The sequence below is a fragment of the Calditrichota bacterium genome (assembly GCA_013152715.1).
Lineage (GTDB): Bacteria > Zhuqueibacterota > Zhuqueibacteria > Thermofontimicrobiales > Thermofontimicrobiaceae > 4484-87.
Map to the genome: position 1 here is coordinate 22,827 of JAADFU010000206.1, position 18,033 is coordinate 40,859.

The following is an 18,033-nucleotide window of genomic DNA, read 5'->3' on the forward strand; positions in this document are numbered from 1 at the left end:
CCTCTCCCTCAGAATGTTAGGATGATCGAAAAGGTCTGTACATTATTTAAAATTTGATAATCATTATAAGCATAATCCAATTTCATGGCAAATTTTCGTAGTAATTGAAAATCAAAACCAGCGCCCACCGACAAACCGGCCTGACTGTCATTAAAGCGATAGCCGGAGCGAAGCGTTAACATTTTTTTAATGCAAATTTCTCCGCCGGTAGCGATGCGATGGATGAAATCGCGGGAGTCCATTAATTCGGAAGAAAATGTCAGGCGAAAATTATCAGCGTTGACGATGTCAGTTGCCACCCCAAAACGGAATAACAATGGAATGTCCCAGGGGTCGGTCAAAAGTTCAGCACGGGAATATTTAATGCTGGGATCTTCCAGGTGTTGAACGATGAGATCGGTTCCGTGCAATTGCATCCGTCCGCCCAGATTGGAAAGCGCAAATCCAAGCCGCATATTATTGAAAAAATCAGTGATAAAAATACTCCCAATGTCGATAGCGACAGTACGCGCGGTTTCCCGATCCAGCCGCTCAGAAATATATTTTATTGTCAAACCAGCAGAAAAACGATTGGTAAGTTGTCTTGAAAAAGTGAGTCCCGCGGCAAAATTAGAAGCGTCAAATTGTCTGCCGGTTCCTTCTGGCTCCCAGATTGTTGTTTCTGCCATTTGCCCGGATGAAAAAGTGTAAATGTGAAAGCCAAAATTGCCAATTTGGGGCAGACGATATGAAGTGGCAAGATAGAATAGTTTGGTATCCAAAAGCCAATTGGTTGTCTGAAAATAAAGTTGGTTGTTCGTTAAAAATCCCAGTCCGCCGGGGTTCCAGTAGGTCGCTGTGACGTCATTCGCTAATGCGACGTAGGCGCTTCCCATGCCCAGAGCTCTGCCGCCCACGCCGATTTTCAAAAAATTCGCCATCGAAGTGCCCGTTTGATTGAGCGAAGAAGTCTGAGCAATTGACAAATTAACTGAAGCGACCGTAATTAGTAAAACAGTGATTATAATTTTGGGCTTCATCTTTATCCCCTTTTATTTTAAACGCTCAAATTTTTATCGAGAAACGCTACCATTGCAAATTTGATTACTCAATTTTTTGAACCAGTTGATCATATTGTTTTTAATTTACTTAATGACAACGAATTTACCTGTTTTGTCGCCAAGTTCAGATTCAATGTGGAAAAAGTACAAACCAGGAGCCACTTCACGGTTTTCGTCGCTGCGAAGGTTCCATTGTTCCTCGGAGGCGATCGGCGAAGTTGAGCCATGGTAAAGTGTCACGATGAGTTCTCCTGCCATATTAAAGATTCGAATGGTGCAAGTTTCCGGCAGATGAGTAAACTTCAGCATTCTCTCTCTGACCGCGGTTTCCTGAGGATTAATCACGCGATAGGGATTGGGCACAACTTTAATTAACTCGAGATCATTTTTCGTTGAAGCTTCGGGAGCGTGAGGCGTCACATTTACGACGTTGACTCCCGAAGTTCGGGCATTTTGCAACGGCTGAAGTCCGTCCGGCGTGTCGTCACCCGCGCCGTAGGCGACAACGGCATAAGTGTAAGAAAAACCGTTAAGAACAGATTCGTCCACAAAAACATATTTTAGAGTGTCAGTAATATTTTTCCCCAATTCTTTGACGAAAATTTCGCGCACAGAGTCTTGTTCCGCCAGAATCAGATCAAAACCATTGTCATTTCCGCGATTGAAAGTTGGCAGCACCGGAGAAGCGCCGGTAATCCCGTTGGGAACATCGTACTGCGCTAATGGTACGTAATCAATGGTGGTGCCATTTTCATCAGTAATGGGAACAGCGCCCCAGCTTTTACCGCCATCGTCGCTGCGGAAAATTTTGTACCCTTCAAATTTTTGTCTGCCAAATATCTGGTTCAGCGAATCGTTCTCGCTGATCGTCCCCCAGCGCAAAGTAATTTTACCGCTCTCCACTTTTACCAAAACATTTGGCGGAAAGGGTGGTTTCGGGACAACCCAGCCATTCTTGAAGATTTTTCTTGCTGTCTTTGCATTTTTGAATAAATCAGCTCGACTTTCGCCCATGACCGTGGCGCAGATGAGCGTGTCCGTTTCTCCCGGCTCCAGACGAAAAGGTCCGGTATTGATTGTCATGGCACAGCGATGACCATTGTCGTATAAAGTTTCGGATCCCACGGGAAAAGGATGTTCCCATGTCCAATTATCAATATGGTCGCCATCCGCGTCGTCGGGATCTGTGCCCTGACCATACTGTCCGGTATTTACGACATTCAACCAATAAAATCTTGCGAGGCTATTCCCGATTCCTTGAACCTCTCCTTTGATTGTCGCTCCAAATGCATCCCAACTCGTTATACCCAATTCTTTTCCTGTCAACGTATCTTTTGGCGTCTGCAAAAAGATGACCCCGGCAAGAGCAACTTTATCTACCGGCGTTTCGTCCGTCAATTTGGCTTTTTCATAAGGCCAATTTCCAAATGTTGCGCCGGTAATATCGCCGTCTCCGTCCCAACCATAACCAATTTTTAGCTCTTCGCCGGTTTCTTCATCAATATCGTACGTATCAAATGCAAACGCGTCGACTTTATCGTAGGTGTGATATTCTTGAAAACTTGCCCACGGAAAATCGAAATCGGCAAACATGCCCAGGTACGTGCTGTCAATGGGTTCAGTGCCAATATTGGTGACCGTGAAAGTCCAATAAAGAAAATCTTCAGCTAAATCTCCCTTCCAACTCAAGCTGCGTAGAATTGTATAGACCATCAAATGGCCAGTAGCCTGATCATCATCCCTGTTTTTGGCAAACGAGGCTGTGAATGCTTCCTGGTCTGCGACAACCTGCCCTGGGTAATACAGACCAGGCGCAGAATATTTATTCGGACCAGCGCCAGGAAAACCGGTTAGTGTGTCTAATAAAAGAGGGATTGGCGTGGCGATTCCCTGATTGTAAACAGTCGGATAATTGGGATTCACTCGCTGAAGCACAGGATCAGTAGTCGGATAGGTAGCGGGCCAACCGTCGGAAGGCCAACTCGTGCTATCGTCGCTTACAGCGATGGGATCTGTGCTCGAAGGCGCGCTGTAATCCGGAAGTCCGTCAAAATGGAATCCCTTGTAAAAACGATAACTTGCCTGGTCTCCGCTTTCCACTAAAGGGTTTAATAATCTATTGGGATCATGGTCCCAAACGGGGCCCCGATCCGAACAAAATCCCCCGACATGAAACGAAATTCCGACAGCGTAGTAAATATGCCTGCCATTTGGGTCCGGATTGTAAGGATATTCAAAAGCAGGAAATTTTGCTAATTCCGGATATTTCAATCGCCCTGAACCAATATTGTTGGTATTGGACATTTTGGTGACTAATTTACCTGCTCCAAAATTGCCCCATCTTTCCCATTCCAATCTTTGCTGTCCTTGCAAAAATTGGATCGAGCTAAAAGTGAAAATCAGAATTAAAAAGAAGATTACAATTTTTTTTGACATGGTAAACTCCTCAAGAGCTTGTATTCAAATTTGAATTTTCTGAATTACAGCAATTAAAAATGAAAAATTACGAAATTCTTATGGTCTTAATTTTAGAATTCAATTCTAAATCCGATTTGAACTCTCCTTCTATCTGATATGTAACGGGGATTAGCGTCATGCGCGTATGGCGTACCCGGATCGCCGTCATCATTCCACTTCCCGGTCACTGAATAGACATAATTGATATTTCGGCGGTTAAGTAAATTGTAAATTTTTAAAAAGATTGTCTCTTTGAGATCAAAAAATCTAAAATATTTGTTCATTCTCAAATCAAAGTTCATGTACCAGGGCATACGCTCGGTATTCTTTTGTTCAGCCATAACTGTGTAGGGTCTGCCAGATTTAATAGCGCTTTTCAAACTGATTGCCCAATTTCGAGGCTTACTCACTAACACCAATGCGGAAAGATCGTGCGTTCTGTCCCAATTCGCCAGAAAGCTCCGGTACGCAATGGGAGCCGTCGATACTGTTTGAGCTGCCGTCAGGGGACTCGATGTACTTATGAGAGTTTGAGACAACGTGTAATTTATTCGCGCAGAGAAAGAATTGCTAAATCTTTTGTCTAAAGTGAGCTCAAGCCCTTTCGAATTACCAAAGTCAACATTGTCAAAATAGACATAACCGGCAGTTTGAATCCAGGTAACCCCAACAAGATCGGCTAATTCGCGATAGTAGGCGGTTACGTTTAATGAAACATTTTCCATGAGTTGTGTCTGCACACCTGCTTCGTAAGTTACTGATTTCTCTGGCCTAATGTTGGGATTAAAAATGGCAAGGCCGACATCCTGAAGATTGGGCCGATCGGGATATTGACCTTTTTCATTGATCCCGGAGAGCAAATCCACATAGCTGGGAAATTGGTAGAAATGACCATAGGCAAAATGGAAAGCCGCTTTTTCGGAGATAGGAAAGGAAATGCCCAATCTCGGGCTGAATCTATTTTTCGGATTTGTCGGCCGCAGCGGTGTTTCCATGGGGCGCTCCGGATCTTCCATGTAGCGTTCGCCGATGCTCCATCTTTCCCAGCGAAAACCCAGGTTCAAAATCATTCCCAGACTTTCAAATTCCATTTTATCCTGTAAAAAAGCAGCCCATTCAATGGGACGACTGTCCGAATATGCTTTGTGGGATTCAAACGTCTCCTTGATCAGTTCGCCTTGCTCATTAGCACCTTTTACAATTTGATCGACCGGCGTGTCCCATGCTAAATCCAACCGGTGAAACAGATCCATATATCTCAAATTGATTCCGCCTTTTAACAAATGAAGAGGGGTGACCTGGCTGGTGATGTTGAAATTCAACTGATAGGTATTCGTCGTATCTGCCCAGAAATCATTTCTGGCGCCAGAATAATAGAAACCATAAGTCGGTTCGCTTAATCTGGAGCCCATCACTATTCGTTGTTCGCGCGTCTTGTCTACACCCATCCAATAATCAATTCGTTGGTACGAAGCTGTTAAATCATAAAAAGTTTTGGGGTTTAATTGATGAGTAATTTTCAGCGTTAGGTCTAGTTCTTTCGTGTCGCTCCAGGGCATGCCATAGGGAAGATATTTGTAAGCATGATAGTATTTCACTTTTCTCACGCTGGACATGACAAAATCAGTCATTATTTTTAAAGCGGGCGTGACTTTCCAGGTCAATTTTTGTAGAGTATGCCATTCATCTTTCCAATCAGCGGACACTTTTTTGCCCAGGGGGTTTCCGTTTTCATCTTCAAGCGGCAATTTCCCTTTGCTATCGGTCCAGCCTGGAATGATATAAGCGTAAAAACGACCGTCGGTGGAGCGAATCTGAGCATTGCTATAAAATGTCAGGTTTTTGTAAAAGGGCATAGGGCCGCTGAAGGAGTATTCTCCCTGAAAAGTATTTCTATCGTACGCTTTAATGCCAAAATTATCTGTGTATCCGCTGACTCTCCCGCTGTAATTTTCTTTTCCTTCTTTAGTCACAAGATTAATCACACCGGACATTTTTCCGCCATATTCAGCATTGAACGTACCTAAAATAGTCGAAATTTCATTTATTGTTGTACCGGATGAATTTTGTGCATAACCGGCGCCGCCCCAGATCGGATTGTCTACTCTGACACCATCTACTAAAAAGACGGTCTCATTTTCTCTGCCGCCGCGGATGTGCAAGCCATCTCCCGGAGCATCGCGAATGACGCCGGCGCGTTCGGTGAGCTCGATGGGCGAGACGCCAGCTTGAATTTCCAATAGTTGGGGCAGATTATCAATGGGCGCACTTTGAATATCGTGATCCCCGAAAGTTTGCAGGCTGGATGTGAGGTCTTTCTGAATCGGGGGCCGCTCCGCGACGATCGTGACTTCCTGTCCTTCAAGGATAGTTTGTTTTAAACGGAAACTGACTCTCGTCGTAATATCTGAACTCACTTGAACGTTCGTTTGCGTCATTGTTTCATAGCCAATCATTGAAGCTTTGACTGAGTATATTCCGGGTGGCACGTTGATGACGTAGTAATTACCCTGAATGTCTGTCGCTGCGCCCAGAGTTGTCCCTTCAATCATAATATTGACGCCTGGTAATGGATTGCCACTTTCCGCATCAACTACTTGACCAGAAATTTTTCCGGTGATTCCGGCTTGCGAAACTGCATTCCAGATGAAAAAAATTAGAATAGCCAATTTCACAAAAAGCTTGGATTGCATTTTAGTCTCCTCTAAAAATTGAATGTATTTGCAAAAAAACAGGCAATTAGAAATTTTTTGCTTTATCAGAACTAAAGAGAAAGATTTTGCAAGTCAGGGTATTCATAATTTACATCTGTGAATGGTTCTGGCGTAAATGTTTTTTGGGGAAGAACAGAAAAATAAATATTTCTTTGATCATTTGGTTTAATATAACACATATAATTTTTATTGCAAGGTAATTACCGTTAACAACGCGTTATTAACATTCTCCTTGCATTTTAAATCAATTTGACTTATATTATATCAAATCTGTAACTTTTATTTGATAACCCCTACCAGAAAAAGTCGATGATAAGCAAAATGAAAAAAAAAGCATCTATCGACAGGATCCTTCAAAGTGAAGAGTTCAAAGATTCCCCTACTTATAAAGAACTTCTTCAGTACCTGTACGAGTATTCTCTTACTGGCGCGCCTCCCAAGGAGTCAACGATTGCCGCTGAATTTTTCAAAAGCAAAGATTTGAATACAGAAAGAGACGCTAAAGTCCGCGTCTATATGCACAATTTGCGAAAGAAATTAGATTCGTATTATCTTAATGAGGGAAAAGATGACAAAATAAAAATTACCATACCAAAGGGACATTATCTTCTGGAATTTGCGACCAGAGAACCGGCAAAACGCAAACGTCGGCTATTACAATTTATCATTGCTAATGTTCTCATTGTGGGACTGTTGATAATTATAAATCTCATTTATTTGTCTCATCAAAAAAAGCAAGCGGCTGTTACCAATGGGGAATTGATAAAAAATGATTTAATTTGGGGCGATTTTTTCAACAGCGATAAACAAACTTTGCTCGTCTTCGGGGATTATTTTTTGTATAAAGACACTGTGAGCGTTTCACATTTTTTTATCAGAAACCCGCGTATCAATTCCCGTGAGGATTTTCAGAAATTTATCTTTGAAAATCCTGAATACAACAAGCGTTTCAATGAAGCTGAGCTGACATTCCTTGGGAAACATGCGGTTTGGTGTTTGGAGAAAATTCTTCGTTTGTACATTTTAACGAATCAAAAATTCAAACTGAAGCTGGCATCTCATCTTCAGTGGGAAGATTTTCAAAATAACAACATCATTTTTGTCGGCAGTTTTAAGACGTTGCGAATTATGAGAAATTACATGAAACAGGTAAATTTTCACTATCGCGTCTTCCCCAATACGCTGTATTATTATGACAATCATCTGGATTCCACATTTGCTTACCATGCGCCGAGAGAATCACAGACTGGCCATGTGACAGATTATGCGCTGGTAACTAAACTGCCCGGTCCGAAGGGGAATGTGATTATGACTTTTTCCTCGACTCACGATATTGGTCACATTTCCGTGGTACAGTCTTTTACAAATAATTCATTTTTGCAAAAGATTGAACAAGAACACAAATTTGTGAAGAACAACGTGAAATTTTTTGAGGCCGTTTTTGAAGTCACAGGTTTTGAAAGAACAGGATTTCGATCAAGTTTGCTGCATTTTAATCGTATCTCGGCTGGGAATGAATAGATTCAATTATAATTTTTTGGGGGATTTTCGAGTTTTAAATGAGGAATTTGATAACAAATTGCCAACTCCGAACTTCGGACTCGAAACTTCATGGCTAAATTTTCTCAATATGTGAAATATCCTGAAACATGCTCACCTTGTTTTTGTGCCCCATGATCAAAATAGTATCTCCAAATTGAAAGCGATAATCAGGATTGGGGGTAATAATTTTTCTGTTCTCATGCAGGTCTGCGTCGTAATTTTGTTTGATGAGTATCACCTCGACGCCGAAGCGAGTCCGCAGATTCAATTCTTTCAAAGTTTTATTAACAAAATCGCCCGGCACCTCAATTTCACGCATGACGTGCCCATCCGCGAGTTCGATCTGCTTGAATTTTTGCACGGAAGAAATATACCCGGCCACCGAAGTGACCATGTCCCGCTTGAGAATTTCTTTATTGTAAGCATCAATCACATCTTTTTTGTGCACGGTTCCGATGAGCCGTTTTTCATTTTCATTATTCACAATCGGCAGCTCGTCGGCGTTCAGCTCGCCAAAGGCTTTCATGATGACATCAAGCTTGTCGTCAGGGCTGAAATATTGAGTAATTGGATTCAATAAATCGTAAGCCACCAGAATCGAGTCCAGCACGTCGCCCTCGTTCATTATTTTGCGAATGTCGTGGATGGAGATGACGCCCAACAGGCGGGAGTCATTGTCCACAACGAAAAAATTAGCATGAGGGCTGTTGACGGTCAAATCGATCAATTTACGGCAAGGCGCATTGGGCAGCACTGTGTCAAAATCAGGCTTTGTCACCTTGGAAACCGGCAACGAATGGAGCACGTTAATTTCCTGCCCCTGAAAAAGATTGATTCCGCGCCGCGATAATTTCAGCGTGTAAATGGAATCTTTTTTTAGCCTTGTGGTGATTAAGACGCTGATGATGCAGGCGATCATAAGCGGGAGAATGATGTGGTAGTCGTTCGTCAGCTCGAAAATGATGAGAATGGAAGTGATCGGCGCGTGCATGGCGCCGGCGGCGACAGCTCCCATACCGACGAGGGAGTAGGCGCCGGAACTGGCGGTCATCGTCGGAAACAGAGAATGGACTACCGACCCGACAAATCCGCCGAGGGTGGCGCCCAAAAAAAGTGACGGGGCAAAAATTCCGCCGGAGCCTCCGGAGCCGATGGTGATCGAAGTGGCGACAATTTTCAAAATCACCAACAATAGCAGCGACGTCCAGAGCAGTTTGCCGTTCAGCGCGAGACTGATGGTATCGTATCCCACGCCAAAAATATGGGGAAATCGAAGCGCGATGACGCCGATGATGAGGCCGCCGATGGCCGGCTTGAGGAACGGCGGAATGCGCAGTTTTTCAAAAACATCTTCGCTTTTGTAAAGAATGTTGATGAACGCCAGCGCCACCAGAGCGGCGAGACCGCCTAAAATAACGTAGGGGATCATTTCGAAAACACTGACCAATTGATAGTGCGGAATATCAAAGGCGGAAAAATCTCCCAAAAAATGACGCGAAACAACGGTGGCGGCTACCGATGAGACAACAATGGGGCTGAATTGCGAAATCCCGAAATCGCTGAGGATGATTTCCATGGCGAACAGCGCGCCGGCGATGGGCGCATTGAAAGTACCGGCGATGCCGGCGGCAGTGCCGCAAGCGACAAATGTTCGCAGTCGCGAGCCAGTGACTTTGAGAATCTGACCGAGGGAGGAGCCGATGGAAGAGCCAATTTGTACGATGGGTCCCTCGCGTCCCGCGGAGCCGCCGGAGCCGATGCAGATTGCTGAAGCGATCACTTTTGCAATCATGACCCGCGGCCGAATTGCTCCGCCGCGCAGCACGATCGATTCCATGACTTCAGGCACGCCGTGGCCTTTGGCTTCGCGCGCAAAATAGAAAACAATAGGACCGACGATCAAACCGCCGAGCGCCGGAGCGATTAATTTGATGTACCAGGGGAGTTGTAAAACATAATCCAGAGAATACTGCCATGAGCCAAAAAAGATGCTTTGAAAAAAACGAATGGCAAAACGAAAAAAAATCGCGCCAAATCCGCCTAAAATGCCGATGAAAACCGCCACAATGACCATGAATGTATGTTCGTTCAGGCGGAGTCCGGTAATTTTAGCGAGCAAGCGCTGCCGCAGATCGAAAAAACTTGGTAGAACAGATGTTGTTTTTGGCATAGAAATTCCTCTGGAAGTTCGGAGTTGTTTCATTTGTTGGCATCTCTAATGTATAAAAAAAAATCAAATAATCAAGGGGAAAATTGGATTTAATTCAATTTAATTTGCGGAACGATATGTCTCTCAGGATTAGCCGGAGGCCATTCCCAATTGGATCAAAAGATTCATAATTTTCCACTTGTATTTTTTAAGTCAATTTCATATTTTCCTAAATAACAAAATGGAAGGGAAGTAATGCGCTCGGTAGTAAAAAAATTCAAAGCTCTTTCTGACCCGAACAGAATTCGCATACTAAAAATGCTTGAGCAAAAGCAATTAGCTGTCAGTGAGATTACTTTTGTTCTTGGCCTTTTAACATCGACGGTCTCCCAACACCTGTCGCTTTTACGGGATTGGGGATTCATTCAGGATGTCAAAGAGGGCAAGTGGGTGATTTATCATTTAGATAAAAAAGAGATGAATGAAAGTTGTCGAGAGCTCTTCTTTCTGGTCAGCCGCGGGACAGAGAATTTGAATGTCATTCATCAGGATGCTGAAAAATTGAAAAAGACAAATCTGTTTGATTTATGCAAAGGACACGCAAAAGAGCAGAAAGGGATTTTATGATCAGTGTACTTATTCTCTGCACCGGAAATTCCTGCCGCAGCCAGATGGCAGAAGGATTTTTGAAAGCAATGGCTCCGAAACTTGAAGTTTTTTCCGCCGGTACAGAGCCTGCGAGCCGGGTACATCCTTTTGCAATCAAGGTGATGGAGGAAGAAGGCGTGGATATTTCGCAAAATGAGCCGAAGAATGTCAGTCACTATCTCAATCGTTCATTTGATTATGTGATTACTGTCTGCGACCATGCCAAAGAAACCTGCCCCGTCTTTTTAGGAGAAGTGAAAAATCGGCTCCACGTCGGATTTGAGGATCCGGCAGAAGCGACCGGCGCGGAAGAAGAAGTTTTACAAGTATTTCGCCGCGTCCGGGATGAAATAAAAGCGGCGTTTGCAAAATTTTATCAAGAGAATCTAAAGTAGGATTCAGATTAACATTTCATTGGTCAGGCGCGTTTTGTTGTTGAAAATTAATCGGAAATTTATGCGAAAAATAGCGCTTTACCAGCCAATTTTTGCCTGCGCAAAATAAGAATAGGTGTCCACTATCCGATCATAAGCGTAAGCGCCGTCAATTTGAAAATATTTGCCGAAATTCAATCCCAGACCAAAGCAAAAATTTTCATCCGCATAGCCGCCGCGCAGGGCAAATTGAAAATCGTGTTTCCAGAAATTAATGCGATACTCGCTGCCCAGTCGGATGCGCTCGGTGGTATGATCGTAGCGAGAGTCATTTTCAAACAAATCGACCCAATCCAGCGCCACGTCCCAGTTTTTTGTGATGGGATGGCTGACGCCGATGCTGGCGATAAATGGCGATTTTAATTTAAAAGGCCTGTCAACAGAGATGTAGCGATAAGCGCTGACCAGCGCCGTGTCGCCGTCGGCATTCGTGATGATTTGTCCCTGTGCGTCTCTGTCGTAATAAATTTTTGGCGTACGAAAATCAGTGTGGATTGTTTGTTCGATAGATTTGATCGGAAAAATATTTTGCAACGAAAGTCCGAAATTAGTGCCAAACGGCGTTTGATAAGCGCAGCCCACATCGGCAGTCACGCCGTAGATTTCGGTTTCCAGAACAGACAGCGCTTCGTCTAAAATCTGATCGTAATTCATCACTGGCACGCGGTCTGTGGAAAAGCGGCGGTTGACGACTTTGAGATTCGCACCGAAAAGCCAGTTATCTTTCCACTGGAATCCGTATCCCAGCGCGCTAACGATGTCGATGTAGGACATGTAAAACGCCATGGGGTGAACTTCTTTTGCAAAGCCTTCTCCTGGTCCGAGCGTCACCGTTGTCAGTGCGCCCAAAATTTGCGCTAACGATTTAGCGGCGAGGATCGGGTTCTTCGGATTGGTGGGAATAGTCACGTTGGAAAGAAATTCCAATGTGGGACTTAGCTGTACGACAAAGCCAGAGTACCCGAAACCGTAAAGAGAAAAGCCAAAATTGCCGTATTGTGCTTGAATGGACGGAATGACGCTTACGCCATGAACCAGTGGGTCGTCGGGCGGGCCGGTTACTTTTTCCACTAAATCAACAGTAAATTTCATTCCGTCCTGAATTTGATGGATTGCATCAAGCCGTTGCTGCACTGTGGCGCCTTCGGCAAAAAATGCATCAATGCCGTCGTACACTTGCGTCAGCGACGTCGCTTCGATAAATTCGTCCATGTTGTCAGCGAGATATTTTGCCGCTTCGTATGTGGCAGGCGGCATACTGCCGCCCAAGCCAAGTATTTCGAACGACTTTTTGCTGCGCCCCAGAAACGCCGGATTGTACAGCATGGCATTGAAATTTTTGCCGAGAGCAATTTGCGTATTTCCCATGCCGACGGCTTTGACATTGTACATGTTGACCGGATATTGCAAATCTACAGTGTTTGCCGTGAGATTAATTGGTGGCAGTGTATCTTGGCGTGAATAGTAATAAGAATGTTGAGCAAAAAGAGAAGTAACCGCCAAGAAGATAACAAACACGAGTAGAAGATATTTTTTCATAGTCAGTCTCCTTTTTGGGGTGGTTTGCTTGAGTGCAGAGTTGAGTGATCTGAATTTTTAGATAATATAATCAAAAAATAAAATAATGCAACAAAAAAATACAAAATATTGCAAAGAATATGGGAACGAATTAAAAAAAATTTTTAGGCCAAAATGCAATTAAAGCAAAATTTGATTTGCGAAGACGATAAAGACATCTATCCTCAATTTAATTGATGGCTTGGCCATTAGTTAAAACACAACATTTGAATCCCACAATCGGAAAAGATTCTCAGAAATATGGAAACAATATTCGTTGCAAAATAGTAACATAACTATCTTTTCAGGGCGCTAAATTTCGCATTGACATCCACAAGCAGAAAGGAATTCCGACATGTTTCCGGTGCTATTCCGAATTGGAAGTTTTGAATTGAGAAGTTACGGTCTTGCCATGGCGCTCAGCGTCGCCCTTGGCGTCTGGATTTCCATGAAACGCGCAAAAAAGTTTGACCTAAAAAACGACGCCATTCTTGATCTGGCGGTGGTCATCATGCTCGCCGCAATCATCGGCAGCCGGCTTTGGTATGTCGTTTACCATTTGGATGAATTCCGCGGCCACTGGTGGGATACAATTAACCCGGTGCAAAACGGCACTATCGGCATCGCCGGACTGTCCATGGTCGGAGGCGTTGTACTGGCGGTGATATCAGCTTTTGTCTATGCGCGGACAAAAAAACTAAATTTTATCTCCGTCGGAGACACAATGGCGCCGGTTTTCCTTCTCGGCGCGGGCATTGTTCGCATCGGCGGCTGTTTTTTGAACGGCTGCTGCTACGGCAAACCCACGGACAGTTCCATCGGCATTGTCTTTCCGCCGGAAGGAGTCGCCGGTTCCTACTTTCCGCATACGCATCTCTGGCCCACGCAGCTTTTTGCTTCAGCGCTGGGATTCCTCGGTTTTTTTCTCGTTCTCTGGCTGGAAAAGAAAAAGAAATTTAACGGCTTCACGCTGTGGATGGTTTTCTGGTACTACTCCATCGACCGCTTCATCGTGGATCAGTTTCGCTTCTACGAAGCGCCGCAAGTTTTGGCAAAGTTAGGCCCCATCACTTTTAACGCTAACCATCTTTTGCTGCTGGGATTGTTTGTAGTGAGCAGCTATTTTTTGATTCGGGGGTGGAAGAATGCGGGGAAAGGGGAGATTAAAAGTTTGAATAACTAATTTTATTAGTAAGCATGTGGGAAAAGGCACAAAGGAATAATGTGAGTTTTAGCTATTTCGTGTCGCACGGAACGGCTGGTAATCACTTGAAAAAAACGGATAGAGGATTAAAAATACCAGCACTCATCTACGAATAAAGAAATTTTCAAAGAACCAGTACGTGTTTTTTCAAGTGCATTACATTGTTATACGCTTTTTTCTAGTTCAGACATATACTAAGACAATTATTTTCTCAAATTCAAGCTCAAAGCTATAAATTTTCATTTTTTACTATATCTTCCCAAACATTCATCGGCTTATTAATACCCTTAATTTTACACATTATGGTGCATTGTTGTTTTCAAAAATGTCCGTATGCAGGGAATGCAAATTTGCATTCCCTACTTTTTGGATGATCTACCTGCAATGGAACTATCGCAGCACCAACATCTTCATCGTTTTGTGAAATTCACCGGCTTCAACGCGGTAAAAATAGATGCCGCCTGCTACTTGCTTGCCGGAGTCGTCTTTTCCGTCCCAGGAAATTTTGTACGCTCCGGGCGTCTGGTTTTTGTTCATCAATGTGGCAATTTCCTGCCCCAGCATGTTGTACACTTTCACGCTGACGCGGCTTAATTCGGGCACAGAGAATCGGATTGTCGTTGAGGGATTGAATGGATTGGGGTAATTTTGCCAGACAACGAAATCCGTCGGCTGTTGTTTTTCTGCATTTTTATTCCCTACTCCTGTGAGGACGTCAGTCCAGCCAACCAACAAGGCTTTGTCTCGCGCTGCCCGAGCGTTGGATTTGATTTGTGAAAGATTATCGCCGGCCAAAATGGCAAAAGTGACCCATGCCGTATCTCCCGGAGCGATGTCGCCGACTTTGCTGCCAGTCCAACTGCGGATATCGCCCTGACCCGAGTATGGATTCTGGTCCAGCGTGGAAATCCACTGAAATGAAGAGCCGCGAATCTCCTCATTTATTCCTCGTTCGGGAGTGACTTTCATGCCCGACAATCCGCTGAGCGCTGCGACGCCGAAATGGTTGGGATCAGAGGCGCCAAATTCGTAAACTAAATTTTCCCCGATGGCGTAGCCGCCTCTGTTGTCAGCATAGTCACCAATGTCCCAATCGATGAAAATGCCAGCGTAGAAGTCGTGCAATGTTTCGGAATTGTTGTTAATGAAACCGTAGCGAACGAAAACAAAATTATCTCCGGCGTTGGAAAAAGTTTGCTGAATGATGTTGACATTGTACGGCTGCGGCGCACCGGCATCGCTCAGCAACGCGTGCGTCTTTTGGTTAAAATTAGCGTCGGAGGAAAAGCCATCGGCAAAATTGCTGGCGATGTTTTTGATGTCGTGCACCAGGTTGGCGTTAATATCCCGGAAACTTCCCCAGAGGCCGTTTGCTTTGCCTCTGTCTGCCGAGCCAAAAATCACGCCGCCGCAGTAGGCGCCATTATTTTCTTTCCACAAAATTCCCGGGCCGTCCGGATTTTCGCTGAGCGCGCCGACGGAGCCTTCGTTGAAGATCGCCATTTTCAGATCTCCTGTTTCGTGCAGCAGATCGGCAACGGGTTCGCTGAAATCGATATCCACAACGCCGTCGACGTATTTTGCCCGCACCGCCGCGCCAAGAACGTTTTGCACGTGACATTCGGATTCAATAAATCTGAGCGAGCAGGGACTGGCGTGAAAAACGAAATTCAAATCCAGCAGCTTATCGTCGTTGATGTTCAGCACCGTCGCGCCCGACCAATTGAGCGTGATTACTCCGTCGCTGCTTTCATCGGAAAAAATGATTTCCGGCAGGGCATTTGTAGCGCCGCTGTAACTTATTTTGCTTTCATCGTAACCAATTTTCAGAGTAATCGAGGTGGCATCGACTAAATTTTTCACGAGCAGCGGAACGACGACCATGGAATCATCTGTCAGTTCGGTGGCGTTCGCCAAACTGAAAACAGTGGTTGTGTCCAACGCCAATCCTTTGATACAAAAATTTGCGCTGCCTTGGGCATTGAGCGAAGCATCCCAGTTCGGATCCGTATAATTGTACAAATCGAGCCAGAAGCTTCCGCTGCGATAGTAACTTTCGCCGGGATTCGCGCTGGATTCGACGACGGTGCCGGTGTAAGAGGCGCCGAGTAAAACAGGAATTTCCGAAGTTCTGTCATAAGCCATGCCGCCGGCAGAGAGATTGAGGTAAATGTAAAAATCATTGCCGTCGTTGATTTTAACCACTGCCGGGAGTTCCACTGTGTGCAATCCAATGTGCGCGATAGTGCCGGAAATTTCGGCTAATTCATCGAGCAATTGACTGCCGTCAAAGCGATTGAAAATTTTCACTGTGTAGTTAACGCCGTCCTTGGCGGTGTAAAAACTCACGGCTTGCAGAAACTCGTCTGTTGTGGCAATGAAACCGTTGAACGCTTCGCTGCAGCCAACCATAGTGTCGCGCCAGCCGTGGTAGTCGTGATAGTAAATGTGATCGTAGGGCAGCGGCTCCACATTGATGAAAGAAACGGCGCCCATTTCAGCGTGTTTTCCGCAATATTTGTCATAATAGGAAATCCAGAAATAGCCGGAATCGCCCCAGTTTTCGCCCCAGCTATTTTTGCAAAGCCAGGCGCCGGGCGTGGGCGCTTGCGTCTGCCTGTTGTCATCCCAGCCGACGATGGCGATGGAATGATTGGGTTCTGCCGTGGAAGATACAGGTTGATAGTGCGCGTTGTAAAATGAAGAGTAAAATTCACTCTTGTAGCACATGCAGGTTGCCATCACGCCATACTTCATTATTTTTGATTTCAGTGTGTCGATGTAGGTCAAATTTTCGCCGGCGTTGTACCATTCAATTTCAGGCGCATAATAGATGTGGTAGAGCGGACTGTAGCGCGCCGGCGGTTCATCATAAGATTGGCCGTCAATGTCGCGAACGGCACCTTCGCCGCGACTGAGATAGGCAGCAGCCACGAGATAATCGCCGCCGTAATGGACTTCCAGTCCCGAGCCCATCGGCGGAAAAATGTCGTCGTTGTTGTGTTGATTAAAACCATTCCACCAATCGAGATGATATTCCGCGAGATTGGGTTCGCCGGATTCGCCATTTGCTGCCCAGTTCCCTGTCATGAGTAAGTTGCCTTCCATCGCAGCCATGGTGCCGTGTGTCCAGCAGGTGCCGCCGGTCTGACTCTTCACCGAAGAGACGTAATTGACGCCATTAACATTACGCAAATCGAATGCTGTTGGCAGTTGAGCCGGATGTGATTTTGTTTGCGCCTGGATTTGAAAAAAGAAAGAGAAGAGTGACAAAAGCATGATGATAGAAATGGACTTTTTCATTTGTATAGCTCCATTAAATCAGTTTTGGAGATTGCCATAGTCAGATACGGGTTTTCTCAGATAGTTTTTTAGCTTTGAACTAAAATTAGTTACTTTTTTTCACTTAACCGAAAATGGCCAAGCACTTCCCAGTGACCTTTTTTTATGAGTTTTTTTATTAACGGAACCCGATAATATAGTTTTTTGATAAGTCTGAATTTAAGTAATTTGCTGCCGATGTTTCTTAATCCAAACAATGCGTCCTGCTCGCAGACCCTGCCAGGAAAGAGTCCCAGGACAAAGGGCATGTTGTGAATTACCAGTGGTCTGCCATATTTCCCTATGCGCTTGTCAGACAAAATACCGATGTGGCTTGGCTTGCCTACTCCGGTGTCCCAAATGACGATGTCCCCAGGCAACCAATTTGAATAGTCCGTAGTCTCTTTCGTGGGGAGTTGACGAAAATGTTTTTTGAAATATTTGAGCAAAACCCAGGTACGACGATGGTCAATACTTTTGTCCGGATGATTTATGCCATAATAATTTTTATTCTTGATCACATCCTCATGAATCTCTTTCTGCAAATCAAATCCTCCATTTCGCAGAGCACGAATTACCAGATCTGTGCACACGCCTTCGTTGGGATTCACATCGCCGTTGGGATAAACGCTATGATTCATTTTTCTTCCGTTTGAATAGAGCAGCGGAAAAACTTCCGTGTTCATTTCGCGATTATAGCGGGTTTTGTTTTTTATTTCCTCTTTAGCGCCTTTGAGTATTTTTTGGTTGATTCCAGGAATTTTTGATAAATCATATTTTGTAACATGCAGGTCGCTGTAAATCAAAATGACTAAAAATAGTACCAGAAACAAAAAAACAGATAGCAGCACGATTAAAACGCAGGAAATAGGTTTGCTCAGTTTCATAATCCCAAATCTTCCCTCTAACCACCGATAACAACAGGTTCGCGATTTTCATCCACGGCGACGTAAATGATTTCCGCAGA

General features: G+C 44.5%; 11 protein-coding genes. 4 read left to right on the forward strand and 7 right to left on the reverse strand.

Annotated elements, in window-relative coordinates; translation table 11 throughout:
• Window positions 1-8 precede the first annotated feature (8 nt).
• From GXO74_16510 to GXO74_16520, 3 genes are all read right to left on the reverse strand, one after another.
• Window positions 9-1,019: a PorV/PorQ family protein gene (locus GXO74_16510; GenBank protein ID NOZ63257.1), complete on the reverse strand. Its 1,011-nt coding sequence runs from the start codon at window positions 1,017-1,019 to the stop codon at window positions 9-11.
• A 105-nt stretch (window positions 1,020-1,124) separates the two neighbouring features.
• Window positions 1,125-3,476, reverse strand: a complete 2,352-nt coding sequence (locus GXO74_16515; protein NOZ63258.1) for a T9SS type A sorting domain-containing protein — start codon at window positions 3,474-3,476, stop codon at window positions 1,125-1,127.
• Window positions 3,477-3,568: 92 nt separating this feature from the next.
• Entirely contained in the window at window positions 3,569-6,190 is a 2,622-nt protein-coding gene (locus GXO74_16520; protein NOZ63259.1) for a TonB-dependent receptor, read from the reverse strand.
• Between the two features lie 342 nt (window positions 6,191-6,532).
• Here GXO74_16520 and GXO74_16525 point away from each other — a divergent pair, with 342 nt between their 5' ends.
• Window positions 6,533-7,732: a hypothetical protein gene (locus GXO74_16525; GenBank protein NOZ63260.1), complete on the forward strand. Its 1,200-nt coding sequence runs from the start codon at window positions 6,533-6,535 to the stop codon at window positions 7,730-7,732.
• 94 nt (window positions 7,733-7,826) lie between these two features.
• On the opposite strand, the gene GXO74_16530 is transcribed toward GXO74_16525, so the two are convergent.
• Complete coding sequence (locus GXO74_16530) at window positions 7,827-9,923, reverse strand: CBS domain-containing protein (protein NOZ63261.1); 2,097 nt, start codon at window positions 9,921-9,923, stop codon at window positions 7,827-7,829.
• A 234-nt stretch (window positions 9,924-10,157) separates the two neighbouring features.
• Between GXO74_16530 and GXO74_16535 the strand changes: the two genes are divergently transcribed.
• Together GXO74_16535 and GXO74_16540 are read left to right on the forward strand one after the other, a co-directional pair.
• Window positions 10,158-10,529, forward strand: a complete 372-nt coding sequence (locus GXO74_16535) for a winged helix-turn-helix transcriptional regulator (GenBank protein ID NOZ63262.1) — start codon at window positions 10,158-10,160, stop codon at window positions 10,527-10,529.
• A complete protein-coding gene (locus tag GXO74_16540) occupies window positions 10,526-10,945 on the forward strand; it encodes an arsenate reductase ArsC (GenBank protein ID NOZ63263.1) in 420 nt (139 codons plus the stop codon). The genes GXO74_16535 and GXO74_16540 overlap by 4 nt, the downstream gene beginning before the upstream one ends.
• Window positions 10,946-11,023: 78 nt before the next feature.
• Here GXO74_16540 and GXO74_16545 read toward each other — a convergent pair whose 3' ends face one another.
• Window positions 11,024-12,523 carry a hypothetical protein gene (locus GXO74_16545; protein NOZ63264.1) on the reverse strand — a complete coding sequence of 500 codons (1,500 nt, stop codon included), beginning with the start codon at window positions 12,521-12,523 and terminating at the stop codon, window positions 11,024-11,026.
• Window positions 12,524-12,896: 373 nt separating this feature from the next.
• On the opposite strand from GXO74_16545, the gene lgt reads away from it, so the two are divergent.
• Window positions 12,897-13,724, forward strand: a complete 828-nt coding sequence (gene lgt / locus GXO74_16550) for a prolipoprotein diacylglyceryl transferase (GenBank protein NOZ63265.1) — start codon at window positions 12,897-12,899, stop codon at window positions 13,722-13,724.
• Window positions 13,725-14,135: 411 nt separating this feature from the next.
• On the opposite strand, the gene GXO74_16555 is transcribed toward lgt, so the two are convergent.
• Together GXO74_16555 and GXO74_16560 are read right to left on the reverse strand one after the other, a co-directional pair.
• Window positions 14,136-17,048 carry a T9SS type A sorting domain-containing protein gene (locus GXO74_16555; protein ID NOZ63266.1) on the reverse strand — a complete coding sequence of 971 codons (2,913 nt, stop codon included), beginning with the start codon at window positions 17,046-17,048 and terminating at the stop codon, window positions 14,136-14,138.
• 89 nt (window positions 17,049-17,137) lie between these two features.
• Window positions 17,138-17,953: a DUF1287 domain-containing protein gene (locus GXO74_16560; GenBank protein NOZ63267.1), complete on the reverse strand. Its 816-nt coding sequence runs from the start codon at window positions 17,951-17,953 to the stop codon at window positions 17,138-17,140.
• Between the last annotated feature and the right edge of the window lie 80 nt (window positions 17,954-18,033).